General features: G+C 68.9%; 15 protein-coding genes. 5 read left to right on the top strand and 10 right to left on the bottom strand.

Annotated elements, in window-relative coordinates; translation table 11 throughout:
• Positions 1 to 23 precede the first annotated feature (23 nt).
• Together ACYVIO_RS08925 and ACYVIO_RS08920 are read right to left on the bottom strand one after the other, a co-directional pair.
• A complete protein-coding gene (locus ACYVIO_RS08925) occupies positions 24 to 956 on the bottom strand; it encodes an RNA polymerase sigma factor (RefSeq protein ID WP_460650180.1) in 933 nt (310 codons plus the stop codon).
• An 18-nt stretch (positions 957 to 974) separates the two neighbouring features.
• Positions 975 to 2,540 carry a glycoside hydrolase family 10 protein gene (locus tag ACYVIO_RS08920; RefSeq protein WP_460650179.1) on the bottom strand — a complete coding sequence of 522 codons (1,566 nt, stop codon included), beginning with the start codon at positions 2,538 to 2,540 and terminating at the stop codon, positions 975 to 977.
• Between the two features lie 188 nt (positions 2,541 to 2,728).
• Between ACYVIO_RS08920 and ACYVIO_RS08915 the strand changes: the two genes are divergently transcribed.
• Both ACYVIO_RS08915 and pseI read left to right on the top strand, forming a co-directional pair.
• A complete protein-coding gene (locus tag ACYVIO_RS08915; RefSeq protein ID WP_460650178.1) occupies positions 2,729 to 3,253 on the top strand; it encodes a GNAT family N-acetyltransferase in 525 nt (174 codons plus the stop codon).
• Complete coding sequence (pseI, locus tag ACYVIO_RS08910; protein ID WP_460650177.1) at positions 3,250 to 4,305, top strand: pseudaminic acid synthase; 1,056 nt, start codon at positions 3,250 to 3,252, stop codon at positions 4,303 to 4,305. The genes ACYVIO_RS08915 and pseI overlap by 4 nt, the downstream gene beginning before the upstream one ends.
• A 50-nt stretch (positions 4,306 to 4,355) precedes the next feature.
• On the opposite strand, the gene ACYVIO_RS08905 is transcribed toward pseI, so the two are convergent.
• Together ACYVIO_RS08905 and ACYVIO_RS08900 are read right to left on the bottom strand one after the other, a co-directional pair.
• A complete protein-coding gene (locus ACYVIO_RS08905) occupies positions 4,356 to 4,778 on the bottom strand; it encodes a hypothetical protein (protein ID WP_460650176.1) in 423 nt (140 codons plus the stop codon).
• A 277-nt stretch (positions 4,779 to 5,055) separates the two neighbouring features.
• Positions 5,056 to 5,532, bottom strand: coding sequence for a GtrA family protein (locus tag ACYVIO_RS08900; RefSeq protein WP_460650175.1), 477 nt, complete (start codon positions 5,530 to 5,532; stop codon positions 5,056 to 5,058).
• 42 nt (positions 5,533 to 5,574) lie between these two features.
• Between ACYVIO_RS08900 and ACYVIO_RS08895 the strand changes: the two genes are divergently transcribed.
• Together ACYVIO_RS08895 and ACYVIO_RS08890 are read left to right on the top strand one after the other, a co-directional pair.
• Positions 5,575 to 6,528, top strand: a complete 954-nt coding sequence (locus tag ACYVIO_RS08895; protein ID WP_460650174.1) for a glycosyltransferase family 2 protein — start codon at positions 5,575 to 5,577, stop codon at positions 6,526 to 6,528.
• Positions 6,529 to 6,530: 2 nt separating this feature from the next.
• Positions 6,531 to 8,021: a class I SAM-dependent methyltransferase gene (locus ACYVIO_RS08890; protein ID WP_460650173.1), complete on the top strand. Its 1,491-nt coding sequence runs from the start codon at positions 6,531 to 6,533 to the stop codon at positions 8,019 to 8,021.
• Here the strand turns inward: ACYVIO_RS08890 and ACYVIO_RS08885 are convergent, their stop codons facing one another.
• Positions 8,022 to 8,396 (bottom strand): DUF4267 domain-containing protein, encoded by a 375-nt coding sequence (locus ACYVIO_RS08885; protein ID WP_460650172.1) that lies wholly within the window; start codon positions 8,394 to 8,396, stop codon positions 8,022 to 8,024.
• A gap of 92 nt (positions 8,397 to 8,488) precedes the next feature.
• Between ACYVIO_RS08885 and ACYVIO_RS08880 the strand changes: the two genes are divergently transcribed.
• A complete protein-coding gene (locus ACYVIO_RS08880) occupies positions 8,489 to 9,067 on the top strand; it encodes a TetR/AcrR family transcriptional regulator (protein WP_460650171.1) in 579 nt (192 codons plus the stop codon).
• Between the two features lie 48 nt (positions 9,068 to 9,115).
• On the opposite strand, the gene ACYVIO_RS08875 is transcribed toward ACYVIO_RS08880, so the two are convergent.
• The 5 genes from ACYVIO_RS08875 to rffA form a co-directional block, all read right to left on the bottom strand.
• Complete coding sequence (locus ACYVIO_RS08875; protein ID WP_460650170.1) at positions 9,116 to 10,888, bottom strand: hypothetical protein; 1,773 nt, start codon at positions 10,886 to 10,888, stop codon at positions 9,116 to 9,118.
• Positions 10,881 to 11,711, bottom strand: coding sequence for a hypothetical protein (locus tag ACYVIO_RS08870; RefSeq protein WP_460650169.1), 831 nt, complete (start codon positions 11,709 to 11,711; stop codon positions 10,881 to 10,883). The genes ACYVIO_RS08875 and ACYVIO_RS08870 overlap by 8 nt, the downstream gene beginning before the upstream one ends.
• Positions 11,711 to 14,041, bottom strand: a complete 2,331-nt coding sequence (locus ACYVIO_RS08865; RefSeq protein WP_460650168.1) for a glycosyltransferase family 2 protein — start codon at positions 14,039 to 14,041, stop codon at positions 11,711 to 11,713. The genes ACYVIO_RS08870 and ACYVIO_RS08865 overlap by 1 nt, the downstream gene beginning before the upstream one ends.
• A gap of 191 nt (positions 14,042 to 14,232) precedes the next feature.
• Positions 14,233 to 14,994 carry an N-acetyltransferase gene (locus ACYVIO_RS08860; RefSeq protein ID WP_460650167.1) on the bottom strand — a complete coding sequence of 254 codons (762 nt, stop codon included), beginning with the start codon at positions 14,992 to 14,994 and terminating at the stop codon, positions 14,233 to 14,235.
• A 1-nt stretch (position 14,995) separates the two neighbouring features.
• Positions 14,996 to 16,135 (bottom strand): dTDP-4-amino-4,6-dideoxygalactose transaminase, encoded by a 1,140-nt coding sequence (rffA, locus tag ACYVIO_RS08855; RefSeq protein ID WP_460650166.1) that lies wholly within the window; start codon positions 16,133 to 16,135, stop codon positions 14,996 to 14,998.
• Positions 16,136 to 16,141: the final 6 nt, after the last annotated feature.

Genomic DNA, 16,141 nt, shown 5'->3' with positions numbered 1-16,141 from the left:
CGGCAAGACGGAGAATCGCGGCGTTAGTTCACGGGCTCCGGTGTGGGGTCAGCCACAGGCTCCGGGTGGAACAGCCTGAGGTCCTGGACCCGTCCGTCACGCAGGGACATCAGCCAGGTCACAGCGGGCGGACAGTGCTCGGGGTTGTCGGGCGAGTTCACCAGGTCCATCTCCCAGACGGCGAGGTCCCGGCTCGCCACCACGTGGCGGACCCGCTGCCGGACCCCTGCGGTCAGGTCGGACTCCATGCCCCGGTTGAGGAAGTCGTGCCCGACCATCGGCTCCGGACTGCTGAGCAGAGTCACGTCCGGCGCCCAGCGCTCGGCCAGCACGGCTTGAAACTGGCCCCGCTCTGCCGCAGCCAGCGTCTCCCGCGCTTCCCGCTCGCTCGCCGCCACCAGGGCGCCGGCGTCCCCGTGGGCCGAGTCAGCGGTCGCGAGCAGGGCCTTGGCCAGCCGGTCCCGTCCCAGGCTGAGTCGGCTGCGAACAGTCCCCACCGGCACTCCACTGGCATCCGCGATCTGCTGGTACGACGTGATGCTGGTGCTGAAGTGACGCAGCATGATCGCGAGCCGCGTCGGAGCGGGCAACTCGTCCATCGCGTGCCAGATCCAGTCCCGCATGGCGTGCTTGTCGAGCGCCTGCTCCGGCGTGGGGTCCTGCGACGCCAGCTCGAGCTCGTCCACGGACAGCGGGTACGTCGTACTGCGCAGCCGGGTCCTGCAGGCGTTGCGGACGATCATCCGCAACCAGGCGCCGACTGCATCCGGCTGCCGGACGTCACCGATCCGCCGGAGTGCTGTGACCGCTGCGTCCTGCAGGACGTCCTCGACGTCAGGGGTGTTGCCCAGCAGGCTGAGTGCCACCGCACGCATGCCCGCCTGGTGCCTGGCCAGCAGCGTTCCCAGTGCTGCAACATCTCCAGCCTGGGCGCTGCGAGTCAGGTCGGCGTCCACGTACTCCAGTATTGCTCGCTACCGAAGCACCGCCGCGGGGAGCGGGATGCTCTGGTTCCAGGTGCGGTCCAGTGCGGTGACCAGGTAGATGTAGTGATGGCCGGCGACGGCTGTTGTGTCGGTCCAGGTCTGCTGACCGCCTGTGGCTCGCAGTGTCGCGACCAGGTTGCGGGCGTCGTTGTCCCCGCACCAGTCGCCGGCCAGCAGGTCGCGGCGGTAGACGGCGTACGACGTGGTGTCTTTGGACGTTGCCCGCCAGTCCAGCTTCACGCCGCCAGTGGTGCGCGACGCCTTGAGGGCGTGGACCGGGAGCGGCGGGCGGGAGTCGAGCGACGGCATCGCCGGGACCAGTGCGGGACGCGTGTACCAGGTGCTGTTGAGCAAGCTGGTCGCACCGAGGCGGTCGGCGCGGACGTCCTTGGCGGAGAAGTAGATGTCGCCCTTCACCTCGGGGATCGCGCTGTTGAACGCCAGGTGGTCGCTCAGCTCGGCCGGGTCGGCCCAGTCGGGCGACTGCGTCGACGTACCGACCTTGTACGTCGCCTGGCCGATGTAGAGGTGGACGTCGGTGCCGCGGACCTGGTCGGCCCACCAGGGCACGATCTTGTTGTAGTCGGCGGCAGCGAATCCGCCGGCCCAGTAGACCTGCGGGACGATGTAGTCGATCCACTCCTCGCGGACCCACTTGCGGGTGTCCGCGGCCAGGTCGTCGTACGTCTGGACGCCTGCGGTGGTGTCCGATCCTTCGGCGTCGGTCGCCTTGTTCCGCCAGACGGCGAAGGGAGAAATCCCGAACTTCACCCACGGCTTGGCGGCCTTGATCTGGTGCTGGAGCTCCTTGATCAGCAGGTCGATGTTGTTGCGCCGCCAGTCCTGGAGGTTGGAGAAGCCCGCGCCGTACTGCGCGTAGGTGGCCGCGTCGTCGAAGACCTGGCCGGCGACGGGGTACGGGTAGAAGTAGTCGTCGAAGTGCACGCCGTCGATGTCGTACTTGCTGACGGCATCCATGATCGCGCTCTCGACCAGCTTGCGGGCCGCGGGGATCCCGGGGTTGTAGTAGAGCTTGCCGCCGTACGTGACGACCCAGTCCGGGTGCTGCCGCGCGGGGTGCGTGGGAATCAGGGCGTTGAGGTTCGTGCCCATCGAGAGCCGGTACGGGTTGAACCAGGCGTGCAGCTCGAGGTTGCGCTTGTGCGCCTCGGCGACCGCGAAGGCCAGCGGGTCGTAGCCGGGATCGCCACCCTGCGTGCCGGTCAGGTACTGCGACCAGGGCTCGACGGCCGACGGCCAGAACGCGTCGGCGGTCGGGCGAACCTGGAGTACGACGGCGTTGTGGTTCTGCCGTACGGCGTCGTCGTACCAGGTGAGCAGCTCGGCCTTCTGCTGCTCCGCGGTCAGACCGGTCCGCGACGGCCAGTCGATGTTGACGACCGACGAGACCCAGCTGGCCCGGAACTGCCGGAGCGGGGTCTTCGCATCTGGCGTGCAGCCGGCCGCAGGCGCGGCGGACGCCGTACTGGTGAGACCGCCGACCAGCATTCCCAGGGCCACACCGAGGACTCCGACCACACGCCAGACTCTCATGTCACTCTCCGACTACTCTGCGGGACGGGATCGAAAGATAGTTACACATCTCGATCCGCCTTTGAAGGTGTCATGCGAATCCCTGATCGGGTCATCGGATCGCGGTCTGGCCACCGGATCGCTCGGGGTGGGACGCAGCCGGTACCGTGGTGGCCGATCCAACCGGTGGACACGAGAGGGCGGAACAGGTGCTGCGCACGGCCACGGACGGCGACGTCGACATCATCCGGGACCTGCGCAACCAGCAGCCCAACCGCGAGGTCAGCATCAACTCCCACGAGATCACCGCCGACGAGCACCTCGGCTGGTGGGCCAAGGCGAGCGTCGACCCGACCCGCCGGGTGCTGATCTACGAACGCGACGGTGTCGCCGCGGGCGTGGTCAACTTCTTCGACCTGGAGCTCGACGGTTCGCCGCGGACCGGCGCGTGGGGCTTCTTCCTGGACGCCGAGGGTCTGGCCGAGCGGGGCGAGACGCTGCCGGCCTGGATCGAGGTCATGAAGGACGCCACCGGGTACGCCTTCGACGAGCTCGAGCTGGACGACCTGTACGGCGAGGTGCTGGAGCACAACGCCGTCGTACGGCAGATGAACCGGCGGTTCCGGTTCGTCGAGGGTGAGCCTCAGACGCGCCTCAGCGACGGTCGCGAGATCACCGTGCTGCCCATCAGCCTGAACAAGAACAACCGGCGCAAGCCGAAGGGAAACTCATGAGTGCCTCCACGATCAACTTCGGTCACGTTCCGGTCGGGCCGGAGCACCAGCCGTTCGTCATCGCCGAGATGTCCGGCAACCACAACGGCGACATCGAGCGGGCCAAGGACATCGTCCGGGCGATGGCCGAGACCGGTGTCCAGGCGCTGAAGCTGCAGACCTACACCGCCGACACGATCACCCTCGATGTCGACCTGCCGGCCTTCCGGCTGCCGTCGGAGCACGAGCTGTGGGGCGGGGCGCGGCTGTACGACCTCTACCAGGAGGCGCACACCCCGTGGGAGTGGCACGAGCCGATCTTCGAGCTGGCCAACTCGCTCGGCATGCTGGCGTTCTCGTCGCCGTTCGACCCGACGGCGATCGATTTCCTGGAGAAGCTGAACGTCCCGGCGTACAAGGTCGCCTCGAACGAGATCGGTGACCTGCCGCTGGTCCGCGGGATGGCCGAGACCGGCAAGCCGATCATCATCTCCACCGGCTCCGCGACGCTGATGGACATCGACGCGGCCGTCCGCGCGGCCCGCTCGACCGGCAACGAGCAGATCGTCGTGCTGTCGTGCACGGCGAGCTACCCGGCGCCGCCGGAGCAGTCGAACCTGCGCTCGATCCCGGTCCTGCGCGACGCCCTCGGCGTCCAGATCGGCCTGTCCGACCACACGATGGGCATCGGCGCCGCGATCGCCGCCGTCGCCCTCGGCGCCACGGTGATCGAGAAGCACGTCACGCTGTCCCGCGCCGACGGCGGCGTCGACTCGGCGTTCTCCCTGGAGCCGGACGAGGTCAAGGCGCTGGTCGAGGGCACCAAGGTCGCCCAGCAGGCCCTCGGCGAGCCGATCGTCGGCCCGAAGCAGGCCGAGCAGAACGTGCTTCGCTTCCGCCGCTCGCTGTTCGTCACCCGCGACGTCAAGGCCGGCGAAAAGGTTGCCGCCGACAACGTCCGCTCGGTGCGTCCGGCCGGCGGTCTCCCCCCGGACGCGTTCACGTCGGTCGAGGGCCGAGAGTTCCGCCAGGACACCCCGAAGGGCACCCCGCTGACCTGGGACGTTCTGTAACCATCAGCAATTGAAGGGCCCCGGGCAATCGCCCGGGGCCTTTTGTTTGCTCAGCCGAGCTTGGAGCTCGCTTTGTCGCGAACCTCGCGCGCGAAGACGACGAAATCTTCCTCCGGTGTCGCCGGGCCGTACAGCCTGACCCCTACGACGTAGTGGGGAGTGCGGTAGAGGAGGATCCGCTCGTTCCATGCCTTACCCGCGACCGGGTAGGTCCGGATGATGTAGCGGGACCGCTCGCCGAACCCCGCCAGCTCCCGCTCGACCACCGACGCACGGCCACCGGTGACCCGGAAGTCGGAGCACTCCGATCCAGCCTTGCGGTACTCGGCCAGATACTGATCGGCGGCGGCGCCCGTCACCTGGATCAACTCCACCTGGACGATCGGCTCGACACCACCAACGGCTGGACCCCGCACCCCCGTTGCACTGGCCGCTCGGGTGTTCTTCGGAACGAAGGCTCCTGGCGCAGTCACACCACCGGTCCTGATCAAGGTTCGGCAGGTTTCCGGTTCGACTTGGCGCCCTGCCAGCGGGTCCGGCCGGGGCTGCCAGTTGTCGATCGGATAGCTCACCCACTGTTGGACGAGGGGGATTGAGCGGTACCGCGCCGGGATGCCGTCGCGCATCAACTGGGTCGGGTACGGCGTCACAGTGGCGGTCGGTGACGGCGTCGGTTCTGGGTCGGCCTGGGCGCTTGTGCATCCCGCGAGGAGCAGCAGAACCAGGGCGCAGGACAACTTCGGGGCGTAGCTACGCATCAACTGGGGTGTGGGGAGTGTCTCGGAAGGTCCAGAAGCGGTGGAGGAGGTAGCTCGCGGCCGGGACCAGGAGGATGACGAGGGCCTGGGCGAGGAGGACGGGGACGTGCAGGAGCTCGATCAGGAGCGGCATGCCGATCAGGGAGCAGGCGAGGCCGAACAGGTAGACCGTGTAGAACTTGGCGAAGCCCTGGAGCCAGCCGGCGGTGGAGTTGAAGACGAAGGTGCGGTACGCCGGGTAGACGACGACCGCCGTGGTGAAGTTGGCGAGGGCGGTGACGGCCAGGTACGGCAGGTCGCCTTCGAGGAGGTGCCAGCCGAGCCAGAACAGCCCGAAGTACAGGACGTTCGTGCCGGCGCCGACGATCAGGTAGCGGACGCGGTGGTCGCCGAGGAGCTTCGCCGGCAGTTGCGTGACGGCGGAAAGATCGACGGAAATGGCAGTGCCTCTCAGCAGTGGGATAATCACAGCGGCGGAAGCCCCGCCGCCTCGTCTTCAGAAGGGCAAGCAGTGCTCGTCTCCGTCGTCGTGCCATGTTATCGGTCCGCCAAGACTCTCCCGCGCCTTGTCGAGGACCTGTCGCACGTCCTGCCGGAGGCGACCACCGGGTTCGAGATCATCCTTGTCGTCGACGGCAGTCCGGACGACACCTGGCAGGTCGCGAGCGAGCTGGCGAACAAGTACCCGGAGACCCGCGCGCTCCGCCTGGCCCGCAACTACGGGCAGCACAATGCGATCATCGCCGGCGTCCGCAGCGCGCAGTACGAGGTGGTCGTCACGATGGACGACGACCTGCAGCACCCCGCCGATCAGGTCCCGGTGCTGCTCGCCGCACTGACCGACGACATCGACCTCGTGTACGGCGTACCGAAGGAGGAGGAGCACGGCGTCGTCCGGTCCTTCTCCTCCCGGCTGGTGAAGGCCGCGATGGCCTCGACGCTGTCGGTGCAGAACGCGAAGTCGATCAGCGCGTTCCGCGCCTTCCGGACCTTCCTGCGGGACGGTTTCGACGGGCTCGACGGCCCGCACGCGTCGGTCGACGTGGCGCTGTCATGGTCCACCACACGGATCGCGCAGACCACGGTCCGGATGGAGGATCGCGCCGAGGGACGGTCGAACTACACGACCTGGATGCTGATGAAGCACGCCCTGACGCTCATCACGGGCTACTCCACCGAACCGCTGCGCCTGGTCGGCTACCTGGGCTTCATCTGCGCGGTTTTCGGCGTCGGCCTGTTCGGCGTGATCATCTACAAGTACGCCGTCGGCGCGACGACGGTCGCCGGCTTCACGACGATCGCCTCGATGGTCGCGCTGTTCTCCGGCGCCCAGATGCTCGCCCTCGGCGTGCTCGGCGAGTACGTCGGCCGCCTGCACTCCGGCTCGATGGGACGCCCGACGTACGTGATCCGCGAACGCACCGACGGGGACGCGCACCCCGACATCACCACCGAGACCGACTGACCGTGTACCTGTTGTTCCCCGGCCGCCACCACGTGCTGACGGCGTACCAAGCGGACTTCCTGCGCTCGGTCGCCCCGGCCGGTACGACGGTCGTCTGGGCGGTCACCTCGGCGAACCATCACACGACCAAGCGCAACCCGATCCCGTTCGACCGGCGCGAGGCCGCGATCGAGCGGTTCAGCGTGGCGACCGGGCTGCGTTCGCTGGTGGTCGGCGTGACGGACACGCCGCCGACCGACGACTTCGCCGAGGTGACAGTGAAGGCGATCGAGGCCGGCACCGACGACGCCGTACGGCTGTCGCCGGAGAACACCGTCGTCGCGTGCTCGACGCCGGAGGTCGCGAAGCTGTACGAACGCCTTGGCTACAAGGTGATCGGGGTCGAGCCTCCCGATCAGGCCCGACCGTGGGACGTCCTGCTGATGATTGCTGCGGGCAACGATGAGTGGCGGTCGCTGGCGCACCCGGCGACGGTCGACGTCTTCGACCGGTACCGGCTGGACGCCCAGGTCCGGCGCTGCGTGAACGACCCGGTCGTCGGCGACGACGGCGGGCTGACGACGACGCGCGACTACAAGACGTACGCTGACGCCTTCGAGACGGCGGCGGACCGGAAATGGTCGCAGATCAAGGACTTCGTCCGCCCGGGCCGCATCCTCGACATCGGTTGCGCGACCGGGGCGACGCTGCAACTGGTCGACGGCGACCCGCGCTTCCACGAGTCCGACCTGATCGGCGTCGAGGTCGCCCGGCACCTGTACGCCGAGTGCGTGCACAAGAAGGAGCAGGGGTTCTTCCACAACCCGAACGTCTACTTCTACCAGCGCAACATGCTCGGTGCAGCCGTCTTCCCGCCGCGGTCGATCGACACGACCCTCACGCTCGCACTGACGCACGAGATCTGGTCGTACGCCGACGGCTCGCGCGCCGAGACCGTTCAGCGCTTCGTCGACGGGCTGTTCGCGCACACCGCGGCCGGCGGGGTCTGGATCAACTCCGACGTCTGCGGGCCGGCGGAGCCCGATCGGCCCGTCGTACTGGCGCTTGATGATTCGGACGGCGCCAACGGAGAGCCGGTCGAGCTCGAGGCGTTGGCGGATCCTGCGGCTCATGTGCGGACGCTGTCGACGCGGGCCCGCTTCTTCCAGTTCGCGCAGGACTTCCGGCGCAACGCCCGCGTGCCCTTCGAGTACAGCCTTCGCGCCGGTACGCCGGTCCTCCGCCTCGCGGACGCGATGGACTTCCTGACCCGCAAGGACTACGCGGACAACTGGCTCAGCGAGACCCACGAGCAGTTCTGCGGCCTCAGCTTCGCCGACTGGACCGCGATCGCCCAGTCGGCCGGCTTCACTCTCGACCCGTCGTCCAAGCCCTGGCGCAACGACTGGGTCATCACCAACCGGATCGCACCGGTCGCTTCACTCACTACCGTCGACGGCGAGGCTGTCGACTGGCCCGACACGCATCAACTCCTGGTCGCGCGGCGGCCTTAGTCAGCCGACGACCAGGAGCACGCCGACCACGACCATCACGGCGGCGGTCGCGGCGTGGACGCCGTACGCGATGGCCTTGGGGCCCTTGCTGCGCAGCACGATCAGCGCGTCGCCGACCGGGATGAAGGCGGCGACGAGCAGGTACCAGCCCAGCAGGTCGGGCGTGGCCGCGGCCAGCAGGAGGAACAGGAACAGGCCGGTGGCGATGTCGCGCACGGCCTTCACGGACAGCCAGGCGCGGAAGTTCGGGTCGTCGGTCCGGGTGTTGGGAATGCCGAATCCGGCCGCTGCGCGCGGCGCCCGGAAGGCGTTGACGCCGATGAAGATGATGCCGACGCCCAGCAGACCGGCGAGCACGGTGGCGACAGTGATCATTAGGTGGTTCTCCTCGTTGCTAGCACCGCTAGATGATGTAGCAACGATAACCTTATCTCTGACAGAATGTCTAGCAGTGCTAGGCTTCGGTCATGTCCGCAGTCAACGAACGCCGGGAACGTGAACGGGCCGACCGCCACCGACTGATCGTCACGGCCGCGCGCGAGCTCGCGGAGGCCGAGGGCTGGGAGGCGGTGACGACGCGACGGCTGGCCGACCGCGTCGAGTACAGCCAGCCCGTGCTCTACAGCCACTTCAACGGGATGACCGGGATCGTGAGCGCGGTCGCGCTCGAAGGATTCGAACTGCTGGCCGCCCAGCTGCGTAGCGCGCGGGAGGGGGCTGCCGGGAGGTCGAGCCTGTTGGGCGCGGTCTGCCATGAGTACCTGGACTTCGCGAGCACGCGGCCTGCGGTGTACCAGGCGATGTTCGTGCTGCCGACCGAGCTGAAGTTCGCGAGTGACGAGACGCCGGCGTCGATGCGGGCCTGCTTCGACGAGTTCGTCGAGTGCTTCCGGGCGGACAACGAGCGGCGTGAGCTGTCCGCGGAGGTTGTCTGGAGTGCGGTGCACGGGATGGCCGTGCTCTCTGGGAGTGGCCGCATCCCTGCGGCCTTGCAGGAGGAACGCGTCGACTTCCTCGTCTCCCGGCTCGCTGACAAGCCTGCGTAAAACACAACAGCCGGGCTCCCTCGGGAACCCGGCTGTTCGTCGTACTGGTTAACCCATCTTGTTGCGGAGCTGGCGCTTCACGCGGCGCTTGACCTTGCCGGCGAACTTGCGCGGGTTGCGGATCTGGGCGGCCTTGCGGATCAGCTTCACCGCGGAGTACGCCCTGGAGTTCTTCAGCTTGGTGCGCTCGGCGTTCGCCTTCTGCACCTGGGTGCGCATCTCGCGCAGCCGCGTCTCGCGGGTCTTCAGGGCCTTGTCGCGGAAGCCGAGGGTGCGCTCCAGGCCGAAGATCTGCCCCTTGAGCTCGTGGATCTCCTGGGCCGCGCGGTCGGCGTCGGCCAGAGCGGTCCGTACGTCGGGCGTCTGCGAACCGTCGGACGGTACGCCGAGGGCGGTGGCCAGGGCGGTCGCCAGTTCCTTGCCTCGGGCAACCTGGGCGACGGAGGCCGACGGGGTGTCGGGGGTGGTCGCCGGGGTCTGCTGCGGGGCGTCGATGCCGGACATCGCGAGCCAGGCGGACACCAGGTCGTCGCCGACCATCCACGGCGGCCACGGGTGGCGGCGGTGGGCGCCGATCAGGCGGTCGTGGAAGCGCGCCCAGGCGGCGGCGAGGCGATCCTGCTCGGTCTCGTCGGCGACGGTCACCCAGGCGGACACGCCGAACGCGAAGCTGTCGCCGTCGACCACCACGTCGTCCCAGCGCGGAAGCACGTTGCTGGTCTGCGAACGAGCCCAGTCGCCGAGGCGACCGGCCAGCTCACGGAAGCCCGGCACGTCTTCTGCAGCAGCCAGACGGAAGAGCAGAGTCTCCGCAGAAACCCCACCCGGAACAGTCGCAGGAACAACAGAAGAATCAAAAGCCAAAGCACCTTCAGCTTCAACCTCATCCCCAGCAACTACTACCTTCCACACATCACCATCCACATCAGCAGTAAGAACTGCCGGGTGGCCTGTGGTTTGGGCGTAGATCGCGTGGGTGGGGGTGCCGCCTCGGACGGCGATCCAGCCCGTGGGGGTGGACGCCAGGAGGCCGGCTCGGGCTGCTGCTTCGGCGGAGTCGGTGATGGGGGTGAGGAGGGGGACGACCGTCGCGGCTGCTTCCAGGGCCTCTGCGGCGAGGCGGGTGGGGAGCTGGCCGGGGCGGGCGGCTGCGGCGGCGTCCGTGGAGAGCAGGGCGTGCGGGGTCTCGGCTACCGAGAAGGTGGCGTAGGTGGTCGCACCCGACAGGCCGACCCGGTCCAGCTCAGCAAGCAGCTGCGACGTGGAGACCGGGCGGGTGGGGTCGTCGTGCAGCGGGCGCCACTCGTCGTCGCCGTGGCGCTGGTCGGCGGGGCGGCGGTCGAGCAGGTTCGTCAGGGAGAACTCGTTCTCGAGGCCCAGCACGACAACGGCATCCGGCGAGCAGACCGCGGCCAGCGCGTCCAGCCGCTGCGACCAGGTCAGGTCGGGGCTGTCGTACCCGATGACCCGGTCCAGACCGTCAGCAGCAACGACCACGTCGTACGACGGACGCCCGGCCTCGGCCAGACCGTCCAGCGCACCGGCGACGACCTGCAGGCGCTTGCCGAAGCTCTCGCCGAGCTCACCCGCGTCGGACACCGAGCGGACCAGCAGGGTCGTCTCGGACGCCTTGCCCACGACCGCCTCGACCAGGTCGGCGCCGTGCGGGCCGACGATCAGCGTGCGTGCCCCGTCGGGCAGGACGTCCGTGAGCAGCGCGCGCAGCGCCGGCCCCTGGACAGCCCCCCGCTTGCCGGAGTAGTCGCTCCACGGCTGCATCTCACCGCGGACGACCTCGACGGCCAGCTGGTTGTCAGACACGCTCTCTCCAATCGAACAACATCCGCAGTTCCGCGGGCGGCATCATCCACGGCACGCCCAGTTCCAGGTCGGTGGTCGCCCGGGCGGCGTCCATGTCCAGCTCCTTGCCCAGCATCTCCGGCCACAGCCGCGCGATCCGGCTCTGCCCGCCGAAGAGCGGGTTCTCGCCTTCCATCTCCATCGGGTCGCCGTACACCGCGGCCTCGCAGCCGGCGGCGATCCCGTAGAAGATCGCGGTCGACAGCCGGTTGGCCGCCACCCGCTTGTGCTTGCGCAGCTCGGCGAGCTGCTTGTAGAGGAACTTCGGGTCGGTGCCCTCGTAGGAGAACCCGCGGCGGCCGAACGAGACCACCCGGAACCCGGCGTCCTCGTACGACTTGCGCACCTCGGGCCGGTCGTACTCGGTGTAGTACAGGCTGAAGGTGACCGGGCCCGGCTCGGTCTCCCGGATCTCGTCGATCAGGCGCTTGTGGTCGCCCTGGATCTTGCCGCCCTCCCAGCCGTGGAAGAGGAACCAGAGCGTGCCTTCGCGCTCTTCCTCCGGTACGGCGCCGAGCTCGGGCTCCAGCTCCTGCAGGTACAGGAACGGTGCGCCGATGCTCGCGTAGTTGCGCCGACCGAGCGCGTGCCCGCGGCGACGGGGTCCGTCGCTCCAGGTGTACCGCCAGGCGCCGTCGTAGAACTCGTGCACCGGGTTCCAGCCGTCCGCGATGTTCCAGCCGTGCTGGAGGTAGCCGCGCAGGCGCGGCGGGTACTCGTCGTCCAGTCCGGCGTACCGGGCCAGGATGTGGGCCTGGCCGTAGTAGTGGTTGTGGTGATGCATCAGCGGACCTCGAGGTGGAGTGTGCCGGCGTGCGGGCGCAGCGCGGCGGTGTGACCGGCCTGCTCGACCTCGATCGGCAGCCGGGCGGACAGGAACGGTTCGCACTGCACCGCGTGCTCGGCGCCGTCCGGTCCGGTCGCGAAGAGGATCCAGTCGGCCAGGCTGGCCAGCGGGTCCGTGGAGTTGACCACCGCGTCGGCCGGGATCAGGTCGACGAGGTCGGAACTCGCGGTCCAGCGGCCGTCCTCGATCGTGAGCCGGCAGGCGACGTCGGCGTGGGCGTCGGAGTCGTCCAGGTAGCGCCGCCAGCTGAAGACGTACCCGTCGCCGTCCAGCACCGCACCGTCGATCCGCAGTTCCACACCATTGCTTCCGGCAACCACATTGGCGTGCTCGGCGGGCAGCCGGAGCGGGGCCTCGTGCAGGTTGACGTACCCGCCGGTGGAGCGGGTCAGGCTGACCATCCGGCCGTCGGCCAGGTGGTGCACGGCCTGCGGGTCGGCGGTCCAGAGCAGCAGCTTCTCGTCGTCCTTGCCGACCAGCCGGAACGCCCAGGTGGTGCGCTGGGTGAACGGGTCGTCGGGGTTGGTGTCCTCGATGATCGGCCGGACCGGGATCCGCACGCTGAAGTCGCGTCCGTCGCCGCTGAACGTCAGCGGCAGCTCCTGGTCCTTGCCGGCCAGCGGCCGGGTCACCTGCAGCTTCGGGTTCTCCAGGTCGGCCGGGACGCGGCCCTGCAGGACCAGGGCGTCCGCGGTCTGGCTGACGGCCGTGAGGCGCGTCGGGTCGACCATGCGGCGCAGCACGAAGGCACCGTCGGCACCGGGACCCGGCTGGACCCAGCTGGTGCCGTCGATCCACGCACCCGGCGGCCAGCCCGGGCTACCGGGCCGCTGGCCACGGAGCTTGCCGTGCCGGCGCAGGCGGCCGGACTTCAGCCGCACCATGAAGTGCGCCGGAGCACCGGTTCCCTTGAGCTTGCCGAGCAGCGCCTTGTCGAGCCGGACCTCGAAGCCCACCAGGGCCGGGTCGCCGTGCGTGTCGGTCGCGTCGTACCGGCGTACGGCCAGCGGAGTCTCCGCGCCGCCGACGACCAGCGCGATGCGCAGGCTGGACGACGTCTTGGTCTCCAGGTGCCGGATCTCGGCCGTGCCCTTGACCGACAGCGAGCCGTCGTCGAGCCAGCCGACCTCGCGGACGCTGGTGGCCAGCGTCAGGTCCTTCATCGGCAGCCGGTAGAGCTCCTTCGACACCGAAGCGCTCTGATCCTGTACGCCGGGGTAGTTGTGCTCGAACTGCCACGGACGGCCGGGCCGCGACAGCGCCCGGGCACCGCCACGCAGACCGCCCTCGTTGCGGAAGTGGGCCAGCCGGCGGAGCAGGTCGACGTCACCGGCGGCCAGCGCGGAGTGCTGGATCCGGTCGTAGCTGTGGGCGCGGGCCAGCACCGAGTCGTCCAGCCGGTCCATCAGCCGGCGGGCGAGCTTGAGCAGGTTCTGCTCTTCCTCGGCCGGGGCGGCGCCGAAGGCCATCATCAGCGTCAGCATGTCGATCTGGGTGAAGTGCGAGTGCACCCGGCGGCGGACCTCACGCAGCGTGTCGCCGGTCTCGATCAGGTCCATCACCATCTCGGCGGAGTGGACCCGGTCCTCCATGTTGCCCAGCTGGAACTTCTGCTGGGTGATCGACTCGCCGGACTCGCGCTCGCGCCAGTAGTAGACCGGTACGGCGAGGGCGTCGACGGTGACCGCGTCCAGGTGCGCCTTCAGCGTGACCGGGTAGTCCTCGTAGCGGATCGCCGGGAACTCGTAGCCGAAGTCGTCCCAGAACGACCGCCGGTAGACCTTGTTCCAGGCCATCCGGTCCAGGATCAGGTCCGGGCTCTCGATCACGTGGGTCGCGATCCGGTCCTTGGCGAACGGCAGCCGGTGGATCCAGGACGGCCGGACGCCGGAGCTGTTGTTGAACCGGCGCGCGTTGCCGCCGGCGAAGGACGAGCCGCTGTTGTCCAGGGTCCGGATCAGCTTCTCGAAGCCGTGCCGGGTGACCAGGTCGTCGCTGTCGACGAAGGTGATGTACTCGCCGTCGGCGTGCCGGACCCCGGTGTTGCGGGCCGGGCCGAGGCCCTGGTTCTCCTGCGCGACGATCCGGAACCGCGGGTCGCGGTCGCAGAAGTCCTGCGCGATCGCGGCGCTGTCGTCGGGGGATCCGTCGTCGACCAGGATCGCCTCGAAGTCGGTCCAGGTCTGCCGCGCGATCGAGTCGAGGCAGTCCCCGATGTAGTCGCGGACGTTGTAGAAGGGCACAACGACACTCAGCCGCGGCGTCACAACGGCAAATCTCCTCGGCTCAGTCGGCGGTCGGTCGACATCCTGGTCGGCACTACCGCCTGACCCGATGCTGCCTGGGCACACGGCGCCGGAGCAACCAAGGTCCGGGCGGCGACCAGTGATCCATCGCCGGTCATGTTAGCACCGCTGAGTAGTCGTCCGAGCGGTCTGTGGAGGCAGCGCGGATCTTCTCAGAAACTTTCGGTGTTGTTTACCAAATGCACTGTCAACAAGGTGTGAACCGGCTCGAAACCGTAACGTGCCCACGCCCTTTGGACCCCCGTGTTGTGACCCTGCGTGGAGATCACCAGCCGCCGCGCGGTGCTGGAGTCCTCGACCGCCGCCAGCAGGTGCGCGTACCGCCCACGCCCCTGCTCCGCCGGTACGACGCCCGCCAGCTCGATCTCGGTCCAGGACGCCTGCTGGTCCACGGTCGCCAGCGCGAGCACGCGGCGGTCCGGACCACGCAGTACGACGGCACCTTCGGCGGCGATACTCCGCCGCGCCCACTCCTGGTAACCGGCCAGCGCCAGCGCCCGGTCGAACAGCGGGTTCGCGCAGTAGTGGTTCCCGTAGTCGCCGAAGATGTCCCCGACCAGGTCGTCGACCAGCTCGTCGTCGATCGACGACTCCAGCCCGGCGTTGAACCCGGCCAGCGGCGCCGGGCGACGGCCCTTGCCTACGGGGAGTGACCAGTAGACCAAGGAGTCCGCCAGGATCGCCGTACGGCGTCCGACGGCCAGCGAGGCGAACCAGGAGATCTCACGGGCCGGGTAGCGCAGGACGACGACGTCGGCCGTGGACTTGTCGACCGCGGCAAGCACCTCCTCCAGCGGCGTACCGGCTGAGGCCGAAACCGACACCCGGTCGACGGAGACGCCGAAGCGCTTCGTCTCGTACTCGGAGGGGCTGCTGGTCAGCTCGCCGGCCTCCAGCGCGTCGTACCAGCCCATCTCAGAAGTCGTAGGAGAGCAGCGCGTCGATCACTCGGGTCTGCTCCTCCTCGGTCAGCTGGCTGAACAGCGGGAGCCGGACCAGCTGGCCGCTGATCCGTTCGGTGACCTCACAGCCGCCCGGGCCGACCCGGCCGTACTTCTCGCCGGCCGGAGCCGAGTGCAGCGGGACGTAGTGGAACGGCGCGGTGATGTTGCGCTCGCGCAGGTGCGCGATCAGGCCCAGCTGGTGCTCGTGGGTCGGCATCAGCAGGTAGTACATGTGCGCCGGGTGCACGCAGTCGTCCGGCACGGTCGGTACGCCGATGCCGTGCGCGGCGGTCCAGTCGGCCAGCTCCTGCTCGTACCGCTCCCAGATCGCGTAGCGCGGCGCCTGGATCTGGTCGAACCGCTCCAGCTGAGCGGTCAGGAACGCGGCCAGCGGGTCAGCCGGCAGGTAGCTCGAGCCGATGTCGACCCAGCGGTACTTGTCGACCTGGCCGCGGAAGAACGCGCTGCGGTTGGTGCCCTTCTCGCGGATGATCTCGGCCCGGTGCAGCAGGTCGATGTCGTTGACGACCAGCGCGCCGCCCTCGCCGCAGTGCACGTTCTTGGTGCCGTGGAACGACTGGGTGGCCATCAGGCCGAGCGAACCGAGCGGGCGGCCCTTGTAGGTGCCGCCGAGGCCGTGCGCGTTGTCCTCGATCACCGCGATGCCGTGCTCGGCGGCGATCGCGTTGATCTCGTCCATCGCGACCGCGACGCCGGCGTAGTGCACGACGACGATCGCCTTGGTCCGGTCGGTGATCGCCGCCGCGACCTGGGTCTCGTCGAGGTTCAGCGTGTCCGCCCGGACGTCGACGAACACCGGTACGGCGCCGCGCAGCGCGTACGCGTTCGCGGTCGAGACGAAGGTGAACGAGGGCATGATCACCTCGTCGCCGGGTGCCAGGTCGAGCAGCAGCGCGGTCATCTCCAGCGCGTGCGTGCACGACGTGGTCAGCAGGGACCCGAGCCCGCCGGTCAGCTTGGTGACCAGTTCCGTCGCGCGGGCCGTGAACGGCCCGTCGCCGACGACCGCGGCCGAGGAGAAGGCCTGGTTCACGTAGGCGAGCTCGTCGCCCACCAGGTAGGCCTTGGAGAAGGGGATCGGGTCGGGCATGGTGAG

The organism is Kribbella endophytica (assembly GCF_054781295.1).
Note: the sequence above shows the minus strand (reverse complement) of the source record. Positions and strands in the feature narration are given on the sequence as shown.